This window comes from Streptomyces sp. NRRL F-5755, assembly GCF_001279365.1.
GTDB classification, from domain to species: domain Bacteria; phylum Actinomycetota; class Actinomycetes; order Streptomycetales; family Streptomycetaceae; genus Streptomyces; species Streptomyces rimosus.
In genome coordinates this window covers 1-14,799 of sequence record NZ_LGCW01000063.1, presented here as the reverse complement: position 1 = coordinate 14,799, position 14,799 = coordinate 1, and the positions used below count along the sequence as shown (strand labels likewise).

14 protein-coding genes and 1 pseudogene are annotated in these 14,799 nt (G+C 73.7%); 10 read left to right on the top strand and 5 right to left on the bottom strand.

Going from position 1 to position 14,799, the window contains the following annotated elements; genetic code table 11:
* The 4 genes from ADK86_RS09760 to ADK86_RS09745 form a co-directional block, all read left to right on the top strand.
* The coding region (locus ADK86_RS09760) for an acetate--CoA ligase family protein (protein ID WP_199834378.1) at nucleotides 1-618 on the top strand (618 nt) is incomplete at its 5' end.
* A gap of 102 nt (nucleotides 619-720) precedes the next feature.
* Nucleotides 721-1,308 carry a DUF5998 family protein gene (locus ADK86_RS09755; RefSeq protein ID WP_003981824.1) on the top strand — a complete coding sequence of 196 codons (588 nt, stop codon included), beginning with the start codon at nucleotides 721-723 and terminating at the stop codon, nucleotides 1,306-1,308.
* The gene (locus ADK86_RS09750; protein WP_053696212.1) at nucleotides 1,308-2,507 is read left to right on the top strand and encodes an alkaline phosphatase family protein; all 1,200 of its coding nucleotides are present in this window, start codon (nucleotides 1,308-1,310) and stop codon (nucleotides 2,505-2,507) included. Before ADK86_RS09755 ends, ADK86_RS09750 begins: the two co-directional genes overlap by 1 nt.
* Before the next feature lie 104 nt (nucleotides 2,508-2,611).
* Nucleotides 2,612-3,265, top strand: coding sequence for a thymidine kinase (locus ADK86_RS09745; RefSeq protein ID WP_003981822.1), 654 nt, complete (start codon nucleotides 2,612-2,614; stop codon nucleotides 3,263-3,265).
* A 45-nt stretch (nucleotides 3,266-3,310) separates the two neighbouring features.
* Here the strand turns inward: ADK86_RS09745 and ADK86_RS09740 are convergent, their stop codons facing one another.
* The gene (locus tag ADK86_RS09740) at nucleotides 3,311-4,087 is read right to left on the bottom strand and encodes a VOC family protein (protein WP_053696211.1); all 777 of its coding nucleotides are present in this window, start codon (nucleotides 4,085-4,087) and stop codon (nucleotides 3,311-3,313) included.
* Between the two features lie 261 nt (nucleotides 4,088-4,348).
* On the opposite strand from ADK86_RS09740, the gene ADK86_RS09735 reads away from it, so the two are divergent.
* Nucleotides 4,349-5,185: a sulfurtransferase gene (locus ADK86_RS09735; RefSeq protein WP_199834377.1), complete on the top strand. Its 837-nt coding sequence runs from the start codon at nucleotides 4,349-4,351 to the stop codon at nucleotides 5,183-5,185.
* Between the two features lie 49 nt (nucleotides 5,186-5,234).
* Here ADK86_RS09735 and sepH read toward each other — a convergent pair whose 3' ends face one another.
* On the bottom strand, nucleotides 5,235-6,296 hold the full coding sequence (gene sepH / locus ADK86_RS09730) for a septation protein SepH (RefSeq protein ID WP_053696209.1): 1,062 nt from the start codon (nucleotides 6,294-6,296) through the stop codon (nucleotides 5,235-5,237).
* A gap of 496 nt (nucleotides 6,297-6,792) precedes the next feature.
* Between sepH and ADK86_RS09725 the strand changes: the two genes are divergently transcribed.
* Nucleotides 6,793-7,929, top strand: a complete 1,137-nt coding sequence (locus ADK86_RS09725) for a hypothetical protein (RefSeq protein WP_053696208.1) — start codon at nucleotides 6,793-6,795, stop codon at nucleotides 7,927-7,929.
* A 298-nt stretch (nucleotides 7,930-8,227) separates the two neighbouring features.
* On the opposite strand, the gene ADK86_RS09720 is transcribed toward ADK86_RS09725, so the two are convergent.
* Together ADK86_RS09720 and ADK86_RS09715 are read right to left on the bottom strand one after the other, a co-directional pair.
* A complete protein-coding gene (locus ADK86_RS09720; protein ID WP_053696207.1) occupies nucleotides 8,228-9,607 on the bottom strand; it encodes a D-arabinono-1,4-lactone oxidase in 1,380 nt (459 codons plus the stop codon).
* On the bottom strand, nucleotides 9,507-10,811 hold the full coding sequence (locus tag ADK86_RS09715; RefSeq protein WP_053696206.1) for an MFS transporter: 1,305 nt from the start codon (nucleotides 10,809-10,811) through the stop codon (nucleotides 9,507-9,509). The genes ADK86_RS09720 and ADK86_RS09715 overlap by 101 nt, the downstream gene beginning before the upstream one ends.
* A gap of 142 nt (nucleotides 10,812-10,953) precedes the next feature.
* Between ADK86_RS09715 and ADK86_RS09710 the strand changes: the two genes are divergently transcribed.
* Together ADK86_RS09710 and ADK86_RS09705 are read left to right on the top strand one after the other, a co-directional pair.
* Nucleotides 10,954-12,135 (top strand): ferrochelatase, encoded by a 1,182-nt coding sequence (locus ADK86_RS09710; protein ID WP_053696205.1) that lies wholly within the window; start codon nucleotides 10,954-10,956, stop codon nucleotides 12,133-12,135.
* Nucleotides 12,136-12,220: 85 nt separating this feature from the next.
* Entirely contained in the window at nucleotides 12,221-13,021 is an 801-nt protein-coding gene (locus ADK86_RS09705; RefSeq protein ID WP_053696204.1) for an inositol monophosphatase family protein, read from the top strand.
* Between the two features lie 84 nt (nucleotides 13,022-13,105).
* Here the strand turns inward: ADK86_RS09705 and ADK86_RS43740 are convergent, their stop codons facing one another.
* On the bottom strand, nucleotides 13,106-13,279 hold the full coding sequence (locus tag ADK86_RS43740; RefSeq protein ID WP_003982535.1) for a hypothetical protein: 174 nt from the start codon (nucleotides 13,277-13,279) through the stop codon (nucleotides 13,106-13,108).
* 362 nt (nucleotides 13,280-13,641) lie between these two features.
* On the opposite strand from ADK86_RS43740, the gene ADK86_RS09700 reads away from it, so the two are divergent.
* Nucleotides 13,642-14,295 carry a response regulator transcription factor gene (locus ADK86_RS09700; RefSeq protein WP_003982533.1) on the top strand — a complete coding sequence of 218 codons (654 nt, stop codon included), beginning with the start codon at nucleotides 13,642-13,644 and terminating at the stop codon, nucleotides 14,293-14,295.
* A 6-nt stretch (nucleotides 14,296-14,301) separates the two neighbouring features.
* Nucleotides 14,302-14,799 (top strand): annotated as a pseudogene (locus ADK86_RS09695) (two-component sensor histidine kinase); the annotation flags it as partial.

Below are 14,799 nucleotides of genomic sequence, written 5' to 3'. Positions count from 1 at the left end.
CACCCGGCCCCCGACCCGGACACCGCCGTGCGCGCCGCCGCCCGCCTGGGCTACCCCGTCGCCCTGAAGACCACCGCACCCCACCTGCGGCACCGCCCCGACCTCGGCGGCGTCCGCCTCGACCTGCCCGGCGAGGCCGAGCTGCGCCGCGCCTACGCGGAGCTGACCGACTTCCTCGGCAAGCCGGCGGAGCTGCGCCCGGTCGTCCAGTCGATGGTGCCGCGCGGCGTCGACACGGTCATCCGCGCCGCCATCGACCCGGCCGCCGGCGCCGTCCTCTCCTTCGGCCTGGCCGGCGCCCCCTCGCAGCTCCTCGGCGACACCGCGCACCGCCTCATCCCGGCCACCGACCGCGACGTCGCCGAGCAGATACGCTCCATCCGCACCGCGCCCCTGCTGTTCGGCTGGCGCGGCAGCCAGCCGGTGGACACCGCGGCGCTGGAGGACCTGCTGCTGCGGGTCTCCCGGCTGGTCGACGACCACCCCGAGGTCGTCGGCGTCGACCTGGAGCCGGTCGTCGTCGCCCCGCACGGCCTCGCCGTCCTGGACGCCACGGTCCGCCTGGCCCGCCCGCCGGCCACCACCGACCTGGGCCCCCGCCGCATGCCCGCCTACTGACCACCGCGGCCCGGACCCGCGGCCGGTTCCCGAACACCGGGCCGGGTCCCGGACACCGGCGCTCGGACCCGCCCCGGCCGGTACGCCCCGTAAGATGGCCGCATGGCTAAGACCGGTACGACGACCCAAGGGCTGCGCGCGGCGATCGAGCGCAGCGGCTATTACCCGGCCCTGGTGGCCGAGGCGGTGCAGGCCGCGGTCGGCGGCGAGCCGGTGGTGTCGTACTTGGTCCACCAGGAGACGACCTTCGACGCCAACGAGGTCCGCCGCCACGTCACGGTCCTGGTCCTGACGGGCACCCGCTTCATCGTCAGCCACACCGACGAGCAGTCCGCCGACGACACCTCCCCCTCGCCGTACGCCACCACCTCCACCGAGTCGGTCAAGCTGGGCCGGATCTCGTCCGTCGTGCTCAGCCGGGTGGTCGCCAACCCCGAGTCGTACACCCCGGGCCGGCTGCCCCGCGAGGTCGTGCTGACCATCGGCTGGGGCGCCGTCGCCCGCCTGGACCTGGAGCCCGCCACCTGCGGCGACCCCAACTGCGAGGCGGACCACGGCTACACCGGCTCCTCGACCGCCGACGACCTGTCGCTGCGGGTCAGCGAGGCGGGTGACGGCCCGGACACCGTCCGGCAGACCCTCGCGTTCGCCCAGGCCCTGTCCGAGGCCACCGCGGCCACCACCCGCTGATGGCACACGCCGTCCCCGCCTGGCCGGAACCCGAACCCCTCGACCTGGCCGGCGCGCCGGTGCCCGCGTACGGCACCGGCTCGCTCGCCGATCTGCTGCCCGCCGTCACCGCGGGCCAGGGCCTCACCCTGCCCGGCACCGGGCAGCCGGGCATGGATCTGGACCCCGCCGACCGCGTCTGCGTCTTCCTCGTCGACGGCCTCGGCTGGCAGCTGCTGCGCGACCACCCGGACGAAGCGCCGTTCCTGACGTCCCTTCTGGACAGCTCGTTCAACCGCACCGGCCGCCCGATCACCGCGGGCTTCCCGGCCACCACCGCCGCCTCGCTGGCCTCGGTCGGCACCGGCCGGCCGCCGGGCGCCCACGGCCTGGTGGGCTACACCTGCCTCGACCCGGACACCGGCGAGCTGATGAACCAGCTGCGCTGGTACCCGTGGACCGATCCGCACGCCTGGCAGCCGTACCCGACCGTCTTCCAGCAGGCGCACGCCGCGGGCATCCACACCTGCCAGGTCTCCTCGCCGAACTTCGAGCGCACCCCGCTCACCGAGATCGCGCTCAGCGGCGGCACGTTCCACGGCCGGCTGGCCGGCGAGGAGCGCATGGACCTGGCGGCCGAGCAGCTCGCCGCCGCCGGCCGCTCGCTGGTCTATACCTACTACGCCGAGGTGGACGGCGCCGGGCACCGCTACGGCGTGGACTCCGACGCCTGGCGCGGCCAGCTGATGTACGTCGACCGGCTCGCCCAGCGCCTCGCCGAGCAACTGCCGCCGCGCTCCGCCCTGTACATCACCGCCGACCACGGCATGATCGACATCCCGTTCGGCCCGGAGTCCCGTATCGACTTCGACGAGGACTGGGAACTGCGCGCCGGAGTGCGCCTGCTGGGCGGCGAGGGACGGGCGCGGCATCTGTACGCCCACCCCGGCGCGGCCGGTGACGTGCTCGCGGTATGGCGCGAAGTGGTCGGGGAACACATGTGGGTGGCGGGCCGTGACGAGGCCATCGCCGCCGGGTGGTTCGGCCCCCGGGTCGACGACCGGGTCCGGGCCCGCATCGGTGACGTCGTCGCCGCCGCGCACGCCGACATGGTGATCGTGGCGAGCGAGACCGAGCCGCGCGAGTCCGCGATGGTCGGCATGCACGGCTCGATGACCCCCGCCGAACAACTCGTCCCGCTCCTCGAAGTGCGCACCTGACCCCACGGGCCCCGCGCCCCGCCCCGACCCCGCCGCACGGCGGGCGCGCCGCCGCGCGCCCGCCCGCCCCACCCGATACGAGCCCGAAAGGCCCGCGTTCTCCCATGCCCGAGCTGGTGTTCTTCTCCGGAACGATGGACTGCGGAAAGAGCACCCTCGCTCTGCAGATCGAGCACAACCGCTCGGCCCGCGGACTGCAAGGGATGATCTACGCGCGGGACGACCGGGCCGGCCGCGGCAAGCTCTCCTCCCGCCTCGGCCTGGTCACCGAGGCCGTCGAGGTCACCGACGACACCGACTTCTACGCCCATATCGTCGGCACGCTCAGCTCCGGCGGCCGGGTCGACTACGTCATCGCCGACGAGGCGCAGTTCCTCGCCCCGGACCAGATCGACCAGCTCGCGCGCGTCGTGGACGACCTGGAGCTGGACGTCTTCGCCTTCGGCATCAGCACCGACTTCCGCAGCAAGCTCTTCCCCGGCTCGCAGCGCCTGGTGGAACTCGCCGACCGGATAGAGGTGCTCCAGGTCGAGGCCCTGTGCTGGTGCGGCGCGCGCGCCACGCACAATGCCCGCACCCTCGACGGCCAGATGGTCGTCGAGGGCGCGCAGGTCGTCATCGGCGACGTGCACAGCGCCCCCGCCGAGGTCGGCTACGAGGTGCTGTGCCGCCGCCATCACCGGCGCCGCCAGACCGCCGCCTCGGCCCATGCGGCGGCGCTCTCCCCGGACGTACTGCCGGTGGACACGGTCAAGTAGCGCGGCGGGTACGGGGCGCGCCGAGGCCGCCCCGTACCCGGCCGCTCACTCCTTCCGCTGGAGCAGGGCGAACTCCGCCCCCTCCGGGTCGGCCACCATCGCCACCCGCCCGTACGGGGTGTCCCGGGCCGCCCGGACCTCCTGGCCGCCCAGCTCGACCACCCGCCGTACCGCGGCATCGGTGTCCGCGGTGGCGAAGTACGTCACCCAGTGCGGCCCCGGCTCGCGCGGCAGCGCGTCGCCCACACCGTGGACGCCCGCCACCGGCCGGTCCTTCAGATGCAGCGTCAGGTAGTCGGCACCGGCCGCCGGTTCCAGGTGGGTCTCGTAGCCGAACACCGCCCGGTAGAAGGCGGCGACGTCCGTCCCGCGGGTCACCAGCTCGTTCCACACCGGCGTGCCGGGCACCCCGACCAGCGCCGCGCCCACCATCTCCTTGCCCTGCCACAGCCCGAAGACCGCGCCCTGCGGGTCGGAGGCGATCGCCATCCGCCCGGCCTCGTCGTCCGCGTCCAGCGGCCCGACCGCGACCGTGCCGCCGCAGCCGCGGATCTGCTCGGCCGCCGCGTCCGCGTCGTCACTCGCGAGATACGTGGTCCAGGCGACGCGAAGCTGACGTTCGGGTGCCAGTTCCCCGATCCCGGCCACCTCCCGCCCCTGCAGATACGCCCGGACGTACGGACCGAAGTGCTGCGGTCCCGGTTTGAACTCCCAGCCGAACAGCGCGCCGTAGAACTGCTCGGTCGCGGCCAGGTCGTGCACCATGAGACTCACCCAGCAAGGCGCGCCGGGCGTCCGCCGAGTCGTTGCCTCGGTCGTCATCGTCACTCTCTCCTCGGACCATCGGGGTGGTGGCCGTGCGGGGACCGGGCGCGAGTGCGCCGTCCCGTGCAGATGCTCGCACCCCTCATCCGGTGCGTGCCCCGGCCGCGCCGTCTTCGGCGCGTTCCCGTGGGAACATGCCCGATTTGATGTTTCACATCCGTTTCGGTGACGTTGCCGTTCGGGGAAGCGCGATTCCGGGGGCGCCGGGCCCGGAGACCGCCTTCAGGGCGGGCCCGCCCTTGCGCGAGGATGACCCCCATGAATCCCCTTATCACCGCAGCCGAGCTGGCGGAGGAGCTGGCGTCCGGGACGCCGCCGGTCCTCCTTGACGTCCGCTACCGGCTCGGCGGCCCGCCCGGCCGCCCCGAGTACGAGGCCGGGCACGTACCCGGCGCGGTCTACGTGGACATGGACGCCGAACTCGCCGCGCCCGCGGGCCCGGCCGGCCGCCACCCGCTCCCGGACCTCGACGCCTTCGCCGAGACCATGCGCCGCGCCGGGGTCTGCGCGGACCGTCCGGTCGTCGTCTACGACGGCGCCCAAGGGTGGTCGGCGGCCCGCGCCTGGTGGATGCTGCGCTACACCGGGCACCCCTCGGTACGCGTCCTGGACGGCGGCCTGGCCGCCTGGACCGCGTCCGGCGGCGAGCTGAGCACCGACGTACCGTCCCCGGAGCTGGGCGACTTCGCCGCGGCGCCCGGCGCGCTGCCGCTGCTGACGGCGGACGAGGCGGCGGCCCTGGCACGGCGCGGCGTCCTCCTGGACGCGCGGGCCGGTGAGCGCTACCGCGGCGAGGTGGAGCCCATCGACCGCGTCGCCGGACACATCCCCGGCGCGCTGTCCGCGCCGACGACCGAGAACCTCGCCGCCGACGGCAGGTTCCTGCCGCCCGCCGAGCTGGCCGGCCGTTTCTCGGGCCTCGGGGCCACCCCGGACACCGAGGTCGGGGTCTACTGCGGTTCGGGCGTCTCCGCCGCGCAGGAGGTGCTGGCTCTCGCCGTCGCGGGGGTGCCGGCGGCGCTGTACGTGGGCTCCTGGAGCGAGTGGTCGGCGGACCCGACCCGTCCGGTGGCCACCGGGGCCCAGCCGGGCTGACGCCTGGGGAAAGCTTTCCGGCCGGGCTTCGCCGCCCGGCCGGAGGGTCTCATTCCGGTTTCTTGCGCCGCGTCCCGAAGACGATCTCGTCCCAGCTCGGCACGGCGGCCCGACGCCCCGGCCGGACGCCGTCGGCCTCGGCCTGGCGGTCGGTGGTGCCCGTCAGACGGTCGCGGTGGCCGGCCACCGCCCGTGGCATGAGCACGTCGGCGTAGGCCGAGCCCGCGCCCGCGCTCGCCGCCGGAGCGGCCGGCTCCTCCAGCTCCTCCTCCTCGGCCGCCTCCTCCTGCTGCGGCACCTTCGGGGTCTCCGGTACGACCATGTCGCCCCGGAAGCTGGGCACCGCCTCCAGGAGGCTGGTGAGCGAGTCGCGCTCGCCCGAACCGTCCGCCGCCCGCACCTGCTCGTCGTCCTCGCCGCCCGTACGGTCGCGATCGCGGTCGCGGTCCTGGGACTGGCGGTCCAGGGCGCGGTCCAGCGGACGGTCGCGCGGCAGCCGCGCGATACGCGGCACGAAGGGGAAGCTGGGCTCCGGGGTGTCGTCGGTCTCGCCGATCAGCGCCCGCGCCTCGTCGTCGACGGCCTGGACGAGCCGCCGGGGCGGGTCGTAGGTCCAGCTCGCCGAGTGGGGCTCGGCCGCGACCCGGTAGACCAGCAGCACTTCCCAGGTGCCGTCGTCGCGCCGCCAGGAGTCCCACTGCACGGAGTCCTTGTCGGCGCCGCGCAGCAGCAGCCGCTCCGCGACGGCCTCGCCGAGCTGCGGGCCGGTGTTCTCCCCGGGGCGGCGTACGGGCGTCTTACGGGCGCGCTCGGCCATGAACGCGCGCTCGGCGAGCACCGGGCCCTCGAAGCGGCGCACCCGGTCGACCGGGATGCCGGCGAGCTGGGCGACCTCCTCGGCGGACGCACCGGCCCTTATACGGGCCTGGATGTCCCGTGGGCGCAGGTGGCTCTCGACCTCGATCTCGATCTGGCCGAGCCGCGCGCGGTCGTTGCGGACCGCGGCGCGCAGCCGTTCGTCGATCGGAAGCGTGTACTCGGTGCTGTCCGCAGCTTTGAGCACCAGCCGTGTGCCGTCGTTGGAGACGGCCACGACACGCAGTTCGGGCATGGGGACCTCCCGGGTGGTGCCTGCCGACGTCACGTGCGTCGCTGCTTCCGCTAGTCGAGTGTGGCCTGCCCGGGTGCAGCCTGCCACAACATTGCCGAGTTACCCGGCGTGTCGAGGCTTGGCCCAGAAACGCCGTTATGACACGGTTACCTGTTCGCAACGCTCAGTGACCATGTCCTGTTCCTGCTCCCAGTCACCCGTGCCCGGTGGCGGCACCCGGGGGTGAGTGCCACCTGCCGGCCCCTTCCCCCGTATTCGGGCAGCCGGACGGGATTCCGGGGCCAGGGCTCGCCACAGTACTCCATTCGGGCCACTGAGGTGGACCGCCGCGCCGCCGAAGTTCACCTGCGCCAAGGGAGTTGGTCGCCTTGTCGATCTCTCTACACCGCGTGACGGGTGGCGAGGTTCACAGAATCCACAGAATCGGAACTACCGGCTTCGCACATAGGTCACTTGTCCGTGCAGGATGGATCGAAGGGGCGATCAAAGGCTGGAGATGGACAACAAAAGCGATACCGACACAAAGAACAAGGAGAAACGGCTCGACCTGAGCGTGGCTCAGGTCGCCGGCAGTGCCCTCGCGGCAGCCGTCGCCGCGTTTCTCGCCGGACAGCTCGGCGTGTACGGGACCATCATCGGCGCGGGTGTGGTGAGTGTCGTGGCCACCACCGGTGGCTCGCTCTTCCAGCACCTCTTCCGGCGCACCGGCGAGCAGATCAAGGAGGTCGCGACGGTCGGCACCCGGCCGAAACCGCGGCGCTCCTCGGTCAGGCGCAGAACGCCGGAGCCCGGGCCGGGGACCGGCGCCGGCCTGGTGCTGCCCACCTTCGACCGCTCGGGGGCGGAGGACGAGATCACCTCCGTCGCCGCCAAGGACCCGCGCGCGGCCGACGGCACGGACCGTACGCAGCTGCTGCCGCAGGCCGGCGGGCCGGACGCGGACGCCACGCAGCTCCTCGGGCAGGCCGGAACGGGAGGCCGGCCCACCGACCGGACACAGATGGTGCCGCGGCTCGACGACCGGACCGTGGCGCTGGGGCAGGTACGTCCCGGCGGCCGCCCGGCCGGGGCCACCGCGGTGCCGCGGCCCGACGAGGTCAGCACCGCCACGTACGGCACCCGGCTGCGCGGCTGGAAGCGCCCCGCCCTGGCCGCGCTGGCCATCTTCGTGCTGTCCATGGGCGCCGTCACCTGCGTAGAGCTGCTGACCGGTCAGGACGCGTCCGGCGGCCCGGGCACCTCCGTGGGCAACGTCCTGACGAACGGCGGCGGGCACAAGTCCGAGGACAAGACACCGCCCGCCACCGACTCGCCGTCGCCCGGCACCTCGCACGGTGACGGCACGACGGGCGGCACCGGCGGCACCCCGTCGCCCGCCCCCAGCGGCTCCACCGGCACCGGCCGCGACAAGGACGGCACCACCGGCGGTACGGGGCAGTCGTCCTCGCCGAGCCCGGACCCGGGCAAGAGCGGCAGGCCCACCCCGCCGCCGAGCCCGCAGCCGTCCAAGTCCGCCGGCGGCGACACCGGCAAGGGCGGTGACGACTCCAAGGACGGTTCCCAGGGCGATTCGAGCGACCGGAACAAGCAGCAGCCCGGCGGACAGCAGGTGCCGGACCCGAAATCCTCGTGAACGCGGTACGGAAATCCGCGCCCGCGCGGGACTAAATGCCGCCCCGCACGAGGACCCAATCCCCTTCGGTACGAGGACGGAATTCCGTGGGGCAACGGGACCGAATCCCTTTGGCCCCGAGAACGCCGCCGGCCGCCCCGCGCGGGCGGCGGCCGACCGGCCCGGACCCGGCAGCACGCCGGTCCGGGCCGCCGTGCTGCCGGGCCCGTGGAGCGGCCGGCCGCGTTCATCCGTCCAGGACGTTAGGCCGGCTGAGCGATTCAGCCGTCCGGGGGGTCGTGCGGAACGGCCGTCGGCGTCACGAACCCAGCACCCGTCGCAGGTAGGCGTTGGTGAACAGGCGCCCAGGGTCCAGCCGGTCGCGCAGCGCGGCGAACTCCGCGAATTGCGGGTAGACGCTGGCCAGGTAAGCGGCGTCGCGGCTGTGCAGCTTCCCCCAGTGCGGCCGGCCGCCGTGCGCCGTCATGATCCGCTCGGCCGCGCTGAAGTACGCCCGGTACGGCGTCCCCCGGTACATGTGCACGGCGAGATAGGCGGTGTCCCGCGCGGAGGCGGTGGACAGCGGGATGTCGTCGGCCGGCGCGGTGCGCACCTCCACCGGGAAGCTCACCCGGAAGTCCGAGCGCTCCACCAGCGTCCGCAGCTCGCGCAGCGCCGCCACGGCGGCCTCCCGCGGCAGCGCGTACTCCATCTCCATGAAGCGCACCCGGCGCGGGCTGGTGAAGACCTTGTACGGGATGTCGGTGTACGAACGGGCGGACAGCGCGCGGCTGGAGAGGCGGGCGATGCCCGGAACGGTGGCGGGCACCGCCCGGCCGACGGCGCACGCGGCGCGGAAGACCCCGTTGGAGAGCAGCTCGTCGTCGATCCAGCCGCTGATCCGGCCGAGCGGGGCGACGGGGCCCAGGCTGCGGTTGTTGCGCTTGGTGTTGCAGTTGCCGGTGTGCGGGAACCAGTAGAACTCGAAGTGCTCGTTCTCGGCGACGAGCCGGTCGAACTCGGCCGTCACCTGCTCGAAGGACATCGGCTCCTCGCAGGCCGCCAGCCAGAACTGCGGCTCCACCGCGAAGGTGACCGAGCTGATCACCCCCAGCGCGCCCAGCCCCACCCGGGCCGCCGCGAAGACCTCCGGGTTCTCGGCGGCGGAGCAGGTGAGCACCGACCCGTCCGCCGTGACCAGTTCGAGCCCGGTGAGCTGCGCGGCGACGGACGCCGAGTCGCGGCCGGTGCCGTGCGTGCCGGTACTGACCGCGCCGGAGACCGTCTGCTCCATGATGTCGCCCATGTTGGCCAGCGACAGGCCGTGCGAGGCGAGCGCCTGATTGAGGTGCTTGAGCGTGGTGCCCGCCGCCACGGTCACGGTGCCGGCGGCGGGGTCCACCTTCCGTATGCCGGTCAGGCGCTCGGGCCGTATGAGGAGCCCGTCGGTGGCGGCGGCCGCGGTGAAGGAGTGGCCGGTGCCGGCCGCCTTGACCGTCAGCCCGTCGGCCGCCGCCTTGCGGATCGCGGCGGCCAGTTCCTCGGTGGAGGCCGGTGCGACGCTCCGCGCCGGCCGTACGGTGACGTTGCCCGCCCAGTTACGCCAGGCGGGCCGGGGCGCCTTCCCCCGTGCCGTCCGCGTCCGTACCGTCCGCGCGCCCGTGTCCGTCCTGCCGGTCGTCCTGTGTGCCTCGGCCATCTGCGCCCGTCCCCTCACGCTGCGGCGCCGGCCGCAGCCGGCGGTATCCGAGGAACGCCACCGCCGCCGCGAGCGCCCCCGCCACGGCCGGCACCAGGTAGCCGCGCCCGGCCCCGGCCGCGTCCACCACCCAGCCGGCGGCCGACGAGCCGAGCGCCACACCGACCGCGAGCCCGGTGCTGGTCCAGGTCATGCCCTCGGTCAGGTTCGCGCGCGGTACGTGCTGCTCGACGAGGGCCATGGTGGTCACCATCGTCGGCGCGATGGCCAGGCCCGCGAAGAAGAGCGCCACGGCCAGGAGCGGCAGGTTCCCGACCAGTTGGAGCGGGATCATACTCACGGCCATCGCACACACGCCCACCAGCCACCGCCGGGCGGCCGGGCCCTTGAAGTGCAGCATGCCGAAGACGACGCCGGCGGTGCACGAGCCGAGCGCGTAGGTCGCCAGCACCAGGCTGGCGGCGCCCTGGTGGCCCTGCTCCTCGGCGAACGCCAGCGTCACCACGTCGATCGCCCCGAAGATCGCGCCGGTCGCCGTGAACGTGAGCACCAGTACCTGCAGACCGCGCGAGCGCAACGCCGAGCCCTTGCCGTGGTGTTCGCGCGGATGCGGCGGCGGCTCGGTCGCGCGCTGCGCCGTCAGCCAGAAGACCCCGGCCACCAGGAAGACCGTCGCCAGCAGCGGGCCCGCCTCGGGGAACCAGGAGGTGCACAGGCCGATGGAGAGGATCGGCCCGATGATGAAGCACACCTCGTCGACGATCGACTCCCAGGAGTACGCGGTGTGCAGCAGCCGCGGCGCGTCCTGATGGACCGTCGCCCAGCGGGCCCGGACCATCGCGCCGACGCTCGGCACGCAACCCGAGCACGCGGTGAAGACGAACAGCGTCCAGTCCGGCCAGCCCTGCTGCGCGCTCACCAGCAGCCCCGCCATGGCCGCCGCCGAGATCAGGGTGACCGGGCGCAGCACCCGGCGCTGGCCGTGCCGGTCCACCAGCCGGGAGACCTGCGGGCTGAGCACGGCCGAGGCCAGCGCGACGGTCGCCGCCAGCGCGCCCGCCAGGCCGTACCGGCCGGTGAGCAGGGAGACCATCGTGACGATGCCGATGCTCGCCATCGAGAGCGTCATACGGCCCAGGAAGCCGGCCGCCGTGAAGGACCTGGTACCGGGGGTGTCGAAGAGGGCGCGGTAGGGGCTGGGCAATGAGGACTCCGCCGGTGAGGGCCGACTGCCGGTGGTCCGGCGGTCGGTAAGGCATGTCGGGGGCCGACACAGCTTACGCGCGGTGCCCGCGTGGGCGCCTCCGGTTTTCCGGCTGTCAGTGGCTGGTGGCAGGATCGATGGCATGCCCGAACAGTGCGATCCGCCCCTTTCAACCGCCGGCGGGACCCCCGGTCCCTACGACGCCCTGCTGCTGCTGTCCTTCGGCGGCCCCGAAGGCCCGGACGACGTCGTCCCCTTCCTGGAGAACGTCACCCGCGGCCGCGGCATCCCCCGCGAGCGCCTGAAGGAGGTGGGCCGGCACTACTTCCTGTTCGGCGGCGTCAGCCCGATCAACGCGCAGAACCGCGAGCTGCTGGACGCCCTGCGCAAGGACTTCGCCGAGAACGGCCTGGACCTGCCCGTCTACTGGGGCAACCGCAACTGGGCGCCCTATCTGGTCGACACGCTGCGCGAGATGGTCCGCGACGGCCGCCGCCGCATCGCCGTCCTCGCCACCAGCGCCTACGCCTCGTATTCCGGCTGCCGCCAGTACCGCGAGAACCTGGCCGACGCGCTGGCCACCCTCCAGGCCGACGGCCTGCCCGTGCCCCAGGTCGACAAGCTGCGGCACTACTTCAACCACCCCGGCTTCGTGCGCCCCATGGTCGACGGCGTGCTCGCCTCGCTCGCCGAACTCCCCACGGACGTCCGCGACCGCGCGCACATCGCCTTCACCACCCACTCCATCCCGACCGCCGCCGCCGACACCTCCGGCACCCCGGCGGACCACACCGAGGACGGCGAGGGCGGCGCGTACGTCGCCCAGCACCTGGACGTGGCCCGGGTGATCGCCGACGCGGTCCGCGAGGAGACCGGCGTCGACCACCCGTGGCGGCTGGTCTACCAGTCCCGCAGCGGCGCCCCGCACATCCCCTGGCTGGAACCGGACATCTGCGACCACCTCGAAGAGGTGCACCGCGCCGGCGTCCCCGCCGTGGTCATGGCCCCCATCGGCTTCGTCTCGGACCACATGGAGGTCAAGTACGACCTCGACACCGAAGCCACCGCCAAGGCCGCCGAACTGGGCCTGCCGGTCGCCCGTTCCGCCACCGTCGGCGCCGACCCGCGCTTCGCCGCGGCCGTCCGCGAGCTGGTGCTGGAGCGCGCCGCCGCCGAGAGCGGCGGCGCCCCGGCGCGCTGCGCGCTCGGCGAGCTGGGCCCCAGCCACGACCTGTGCCCGATCGGCTGCTGCCCGGCCCGTATGCCCCGCCCGGCCGCCGCGGGCGCGGACTGGACGGGGCCGGTGACGGAGGTCCAGGGATAGGCACCCGTACCGAGCCCGCCACCGGCGGCCCCGCGCCGCCCCGCACGGCCGTCCCGAGCGGCCGCCCGCAGAGCCAAGGAGCACCGTGACCGACCCGCTGTACGCCGAACTTCTCGACCTGGCCCTGGAGGCCGCCCGCCGCGCGGGTGAGCTGCTGCGCGACGGCCGCCCCGCCGACCTGGGCGTGGCCGCCACGAAGACCAGCCCCATCGACGTCGTCACCGAGATGGACCTCGCCAGCGAGAAGCTGATCACCGGCTTCCTCGCCGAGCGGCGCCCCGCCGACGGCTTCCTGGGGGAGGAAGGCGCCAGCGTCGTGGGCAGCAGCGGGGTGCGCTGGGTCATCGACCCGGTCGACGGCACGGTCAACTACCTGTACGGGCTGCCGTCCTGGGCGGTGTCCATCGCCGCCGAGAAGGACGGCGAGACCGTCGCCGGCGTGGTGGCGGCGCCGATGCGCGGCGAGACGTACCACGCGGTGCTGGGCGGCGGCGCGTACCGCAACGGCGAGCCGGTCCACTGCCGCCCCGCCCCGCCGCTCTCCCAGGCCCTGATCGGTACGGGCTTCGCCTACATCGGCGAGCGCCGCGCCGCCCAGGCCGAGGTGCTGCGCACCCTGCTGCCGCAGGTCCGCGACATCCGGCGCGGCGGCTCGGCCGCCATCGACCTGTGCGACGTGGCCTGCGGCCGCCTCGACGGCTACTACGAGCGCGGGCTGAACGCGTGGGACATGGCGGCCGGCGACCTGATCGCCCGCGAGGCCGGCGCGCTGACCGGCGGCCGCCCCGGCGAGCCGGTCTCGAACGACCTGGCCGTGGCCGCCTCGCCGGACGTGTTCGCGACGCTCCAGCCGCTGCTGGAGGAGCTGGGCGCCTGGCACGACTGAGCGCCCGCGCCCCCGCACACGACAGCGCCCCGGCCCCTTCGCGGGACCGGGGCGCTGCCGTCGTCAAACGGGGCCGGGAGGTGCTCAGGCGGTGGCTGCGGTGACCTGTACGCCGTGCTCGCTGGCAAGGCGCTGCAGATCCTCCAGCTCGGCCTGCTCCACCTCGACGAGGAAGTCGTCGCCCGCCTCGCGGGCCCGGTCCAGGTCGGCTTCGGTGTTCCGTATGCGCTGCAGAATGCCTGCGGTGAACGCGTCCATGGTGCGCCCCCTCGTCGTGGGTCGGTGGCACGGGGGTGTGCCGACGGGTGGGACGATCACGGCGTGGTCCCTGCGATGGATCAGAGCGCGAGATGGCGCCGTACAGGGCGTGATCGCGGGTGTGCAGACGTCCTCCCCAGCGGCAACCTCATGGAAACCTCAAGCGGCCCGGGAATTCCGGAACGGGCCGGAGGACATCGTTCCGGGGGCGCGCCGCAGGGACCCCGGGTCCCGGGCCGAAGGTCCCGTACGCCACCGGCCACCCCTCTTACTGCCGGTTTACAGCTGTTCGGGGCAGGATGGAGGGGCTCCGATTTTGCCGTGCCCCGGTACGCCCAGGGCTGTGAGGAAGGACTAGCGACGTGCGTGTTCTCGTCGTCGAGGACGAGCAGCTGCTCGCCGATGCGGTGGCCACCGGGCTGCGCCGGGAGGCCATGGCCGTCGACGTGGTGTACGACGGCGCGGCCGCCCAGGAACGCATCGAGATCAACGACTACGACGTGGTCGTGCTGGACCGGGACCTTCCGCTGGTGCACGGCGACGACGTCTGCCGCCGGATCGTCGAGCTGGGCCTGCCCACCCGGGTGCTGATGCTCACCGCCTCCGGCGACGTCAGCGACCGCGTCGAGGGCCTGGAGATCGGCGCGGACGACTACCTCCCCAAGCCGTTCGCCTTCACCGAGCTGACCGCCCGCGTACGGGCCCTGGGCCGCCGTACGACGGTCGCCCTGCCACCCGTACTGGAGCGGGCCGGCATCAAGCTGGACCCGAACCGCCGCGAGGTCTTCCGCGACGGCAAGGAGGTCCAGCTCGCGCCGAAGGAGTTCGCGGTGCTGGAGGTGCTGATGCGCAGCGAGGGCACGGTCGTCTCGGCCGAGCAGCTGCTGGAGAAGGCCTGGGACGAGAACACCGATCCGTTCACGAACGTCGTACGGGTCACGGTCATGACCCTGCGCCGCAAGCTGGGCGAGCCGGCGGTCATCGTCACGGTGCCGGGCTCGGGGTACCGGATCTGATCGGCGATGCCCACCTCGTCCAAGACGCCCACCCCGCCCGCCACCCCGCCCAAGCCCACCTGGGACCCCAAGCCGGTCAACGTCCGGCCCTTCCCCTGGCTGCGCCCGACCATCCGGATACGGCTCACGCTGCTGTACGGCGGCATGTTCCTGATGGCCGGCATCGTGCTGCTCACGATCATCTACATGCTGGCCGCCAATGCGCTCCAGGAAGGCAGCGAGCTGCCCGTCAAGATCCTGCGCGGCAACTTCGCGGCCACCAGCAACGTCTGCAACCTGCCCAACGAGAGCTCGGGTGAGATCTTCACCCAGGCGATCCAGAGCTGCCTCCAGCACCAGCGGGCGCAGGCCCTGAACACCCTGCTCAACCGCTCCCTGCTGGCGCTGCTGGGCCTCACCGTGGTCGCGTTCGCCTTCGGGTACGCGATGGCCGGCCGCGTCCTGTCGCCGCTGGGCCGGATCACCCGGACCGCGCAGCGGGTGGCCGGTTCGGACCTGCACCGG

What these genes read in the sequence shown, in the direction of transcription:
- ADK86_RS09755 (WP_003981824.1), top strand. Translation starts at nt 721, where the DNA reads ATGGCTAAGACCGGTACGACGACCCAAGGGCTGCGCGCGGCGATCGAG.
- ADK86_RS09750 (WP_053696212.1), top strand. Translation starts at nt 1,308, where the DNA reads ATGGCACACGCCGTCCCCGCCTGGCCGGAACCCGAACCCCTCGACCTG.
- ADK86_RS09745 (WP_003981822.1), top strand. Translation starts at nt 2,612, where the DNA reads ATGCCCGAGCTGGTGTTCTTCTCCGGAACGATGGACTGCGGAAAGAGC.
- ADK86_RS09740 (WP_053696211.1), bottom strand. Translation starts at nt 4,087, where the DNA reads ATGACGACCGAGGCAACGACTCGGCGGACGCCCGGCGCGCCTTGCTGG.
- ADK86_RS09735 (WP_199834377.1), top strand. Translation starts at nt 4,349, where the DNA reads ATGAATCCCCTTATCACCGCAGCCGAGCTGGCGGAGGAGCTGGCGTCC.
- sepH (WP_053696209.1), bottom strand. Translation starts at nt 6,296, where the DNA reads ATGCCCGAACTGCGTGTCGTGGCCGTCTCCAACGACGGCACACGGCTG.
- ADK86_RS09725 (WP_053696208.1), top strand. Translation starts at nt 6,793, where the DNA reads ATGGACAACAAAAGCGATACCGACACAAAGAACAAGGAGAAACGGCTC.
- ADK86_RS09720 (WP_053696207.1), bottom strand. Translation starts at nt 9,607, where the DNA reads ATGGCCGAGGCACACAGGACGACCGGCAGGACGGACACGGGCGCGCGG.
- ADK86_RS09710 (WP_053696205.1), top strand. Translation starts at nt 10,954, where the DNA reads ATGCCCGAACAGTGCGATCCGCCCCTTTCAACCGCCGGCGGGACCCCC.
- ADK86_RS43740 (WP_003982535.1), bottom strand. Translation starts at nt 13,279, where the DNA reads ATGGACGCGTTCACCGCAGGCATTCTGCAGCGCATACGGAACACCGAA.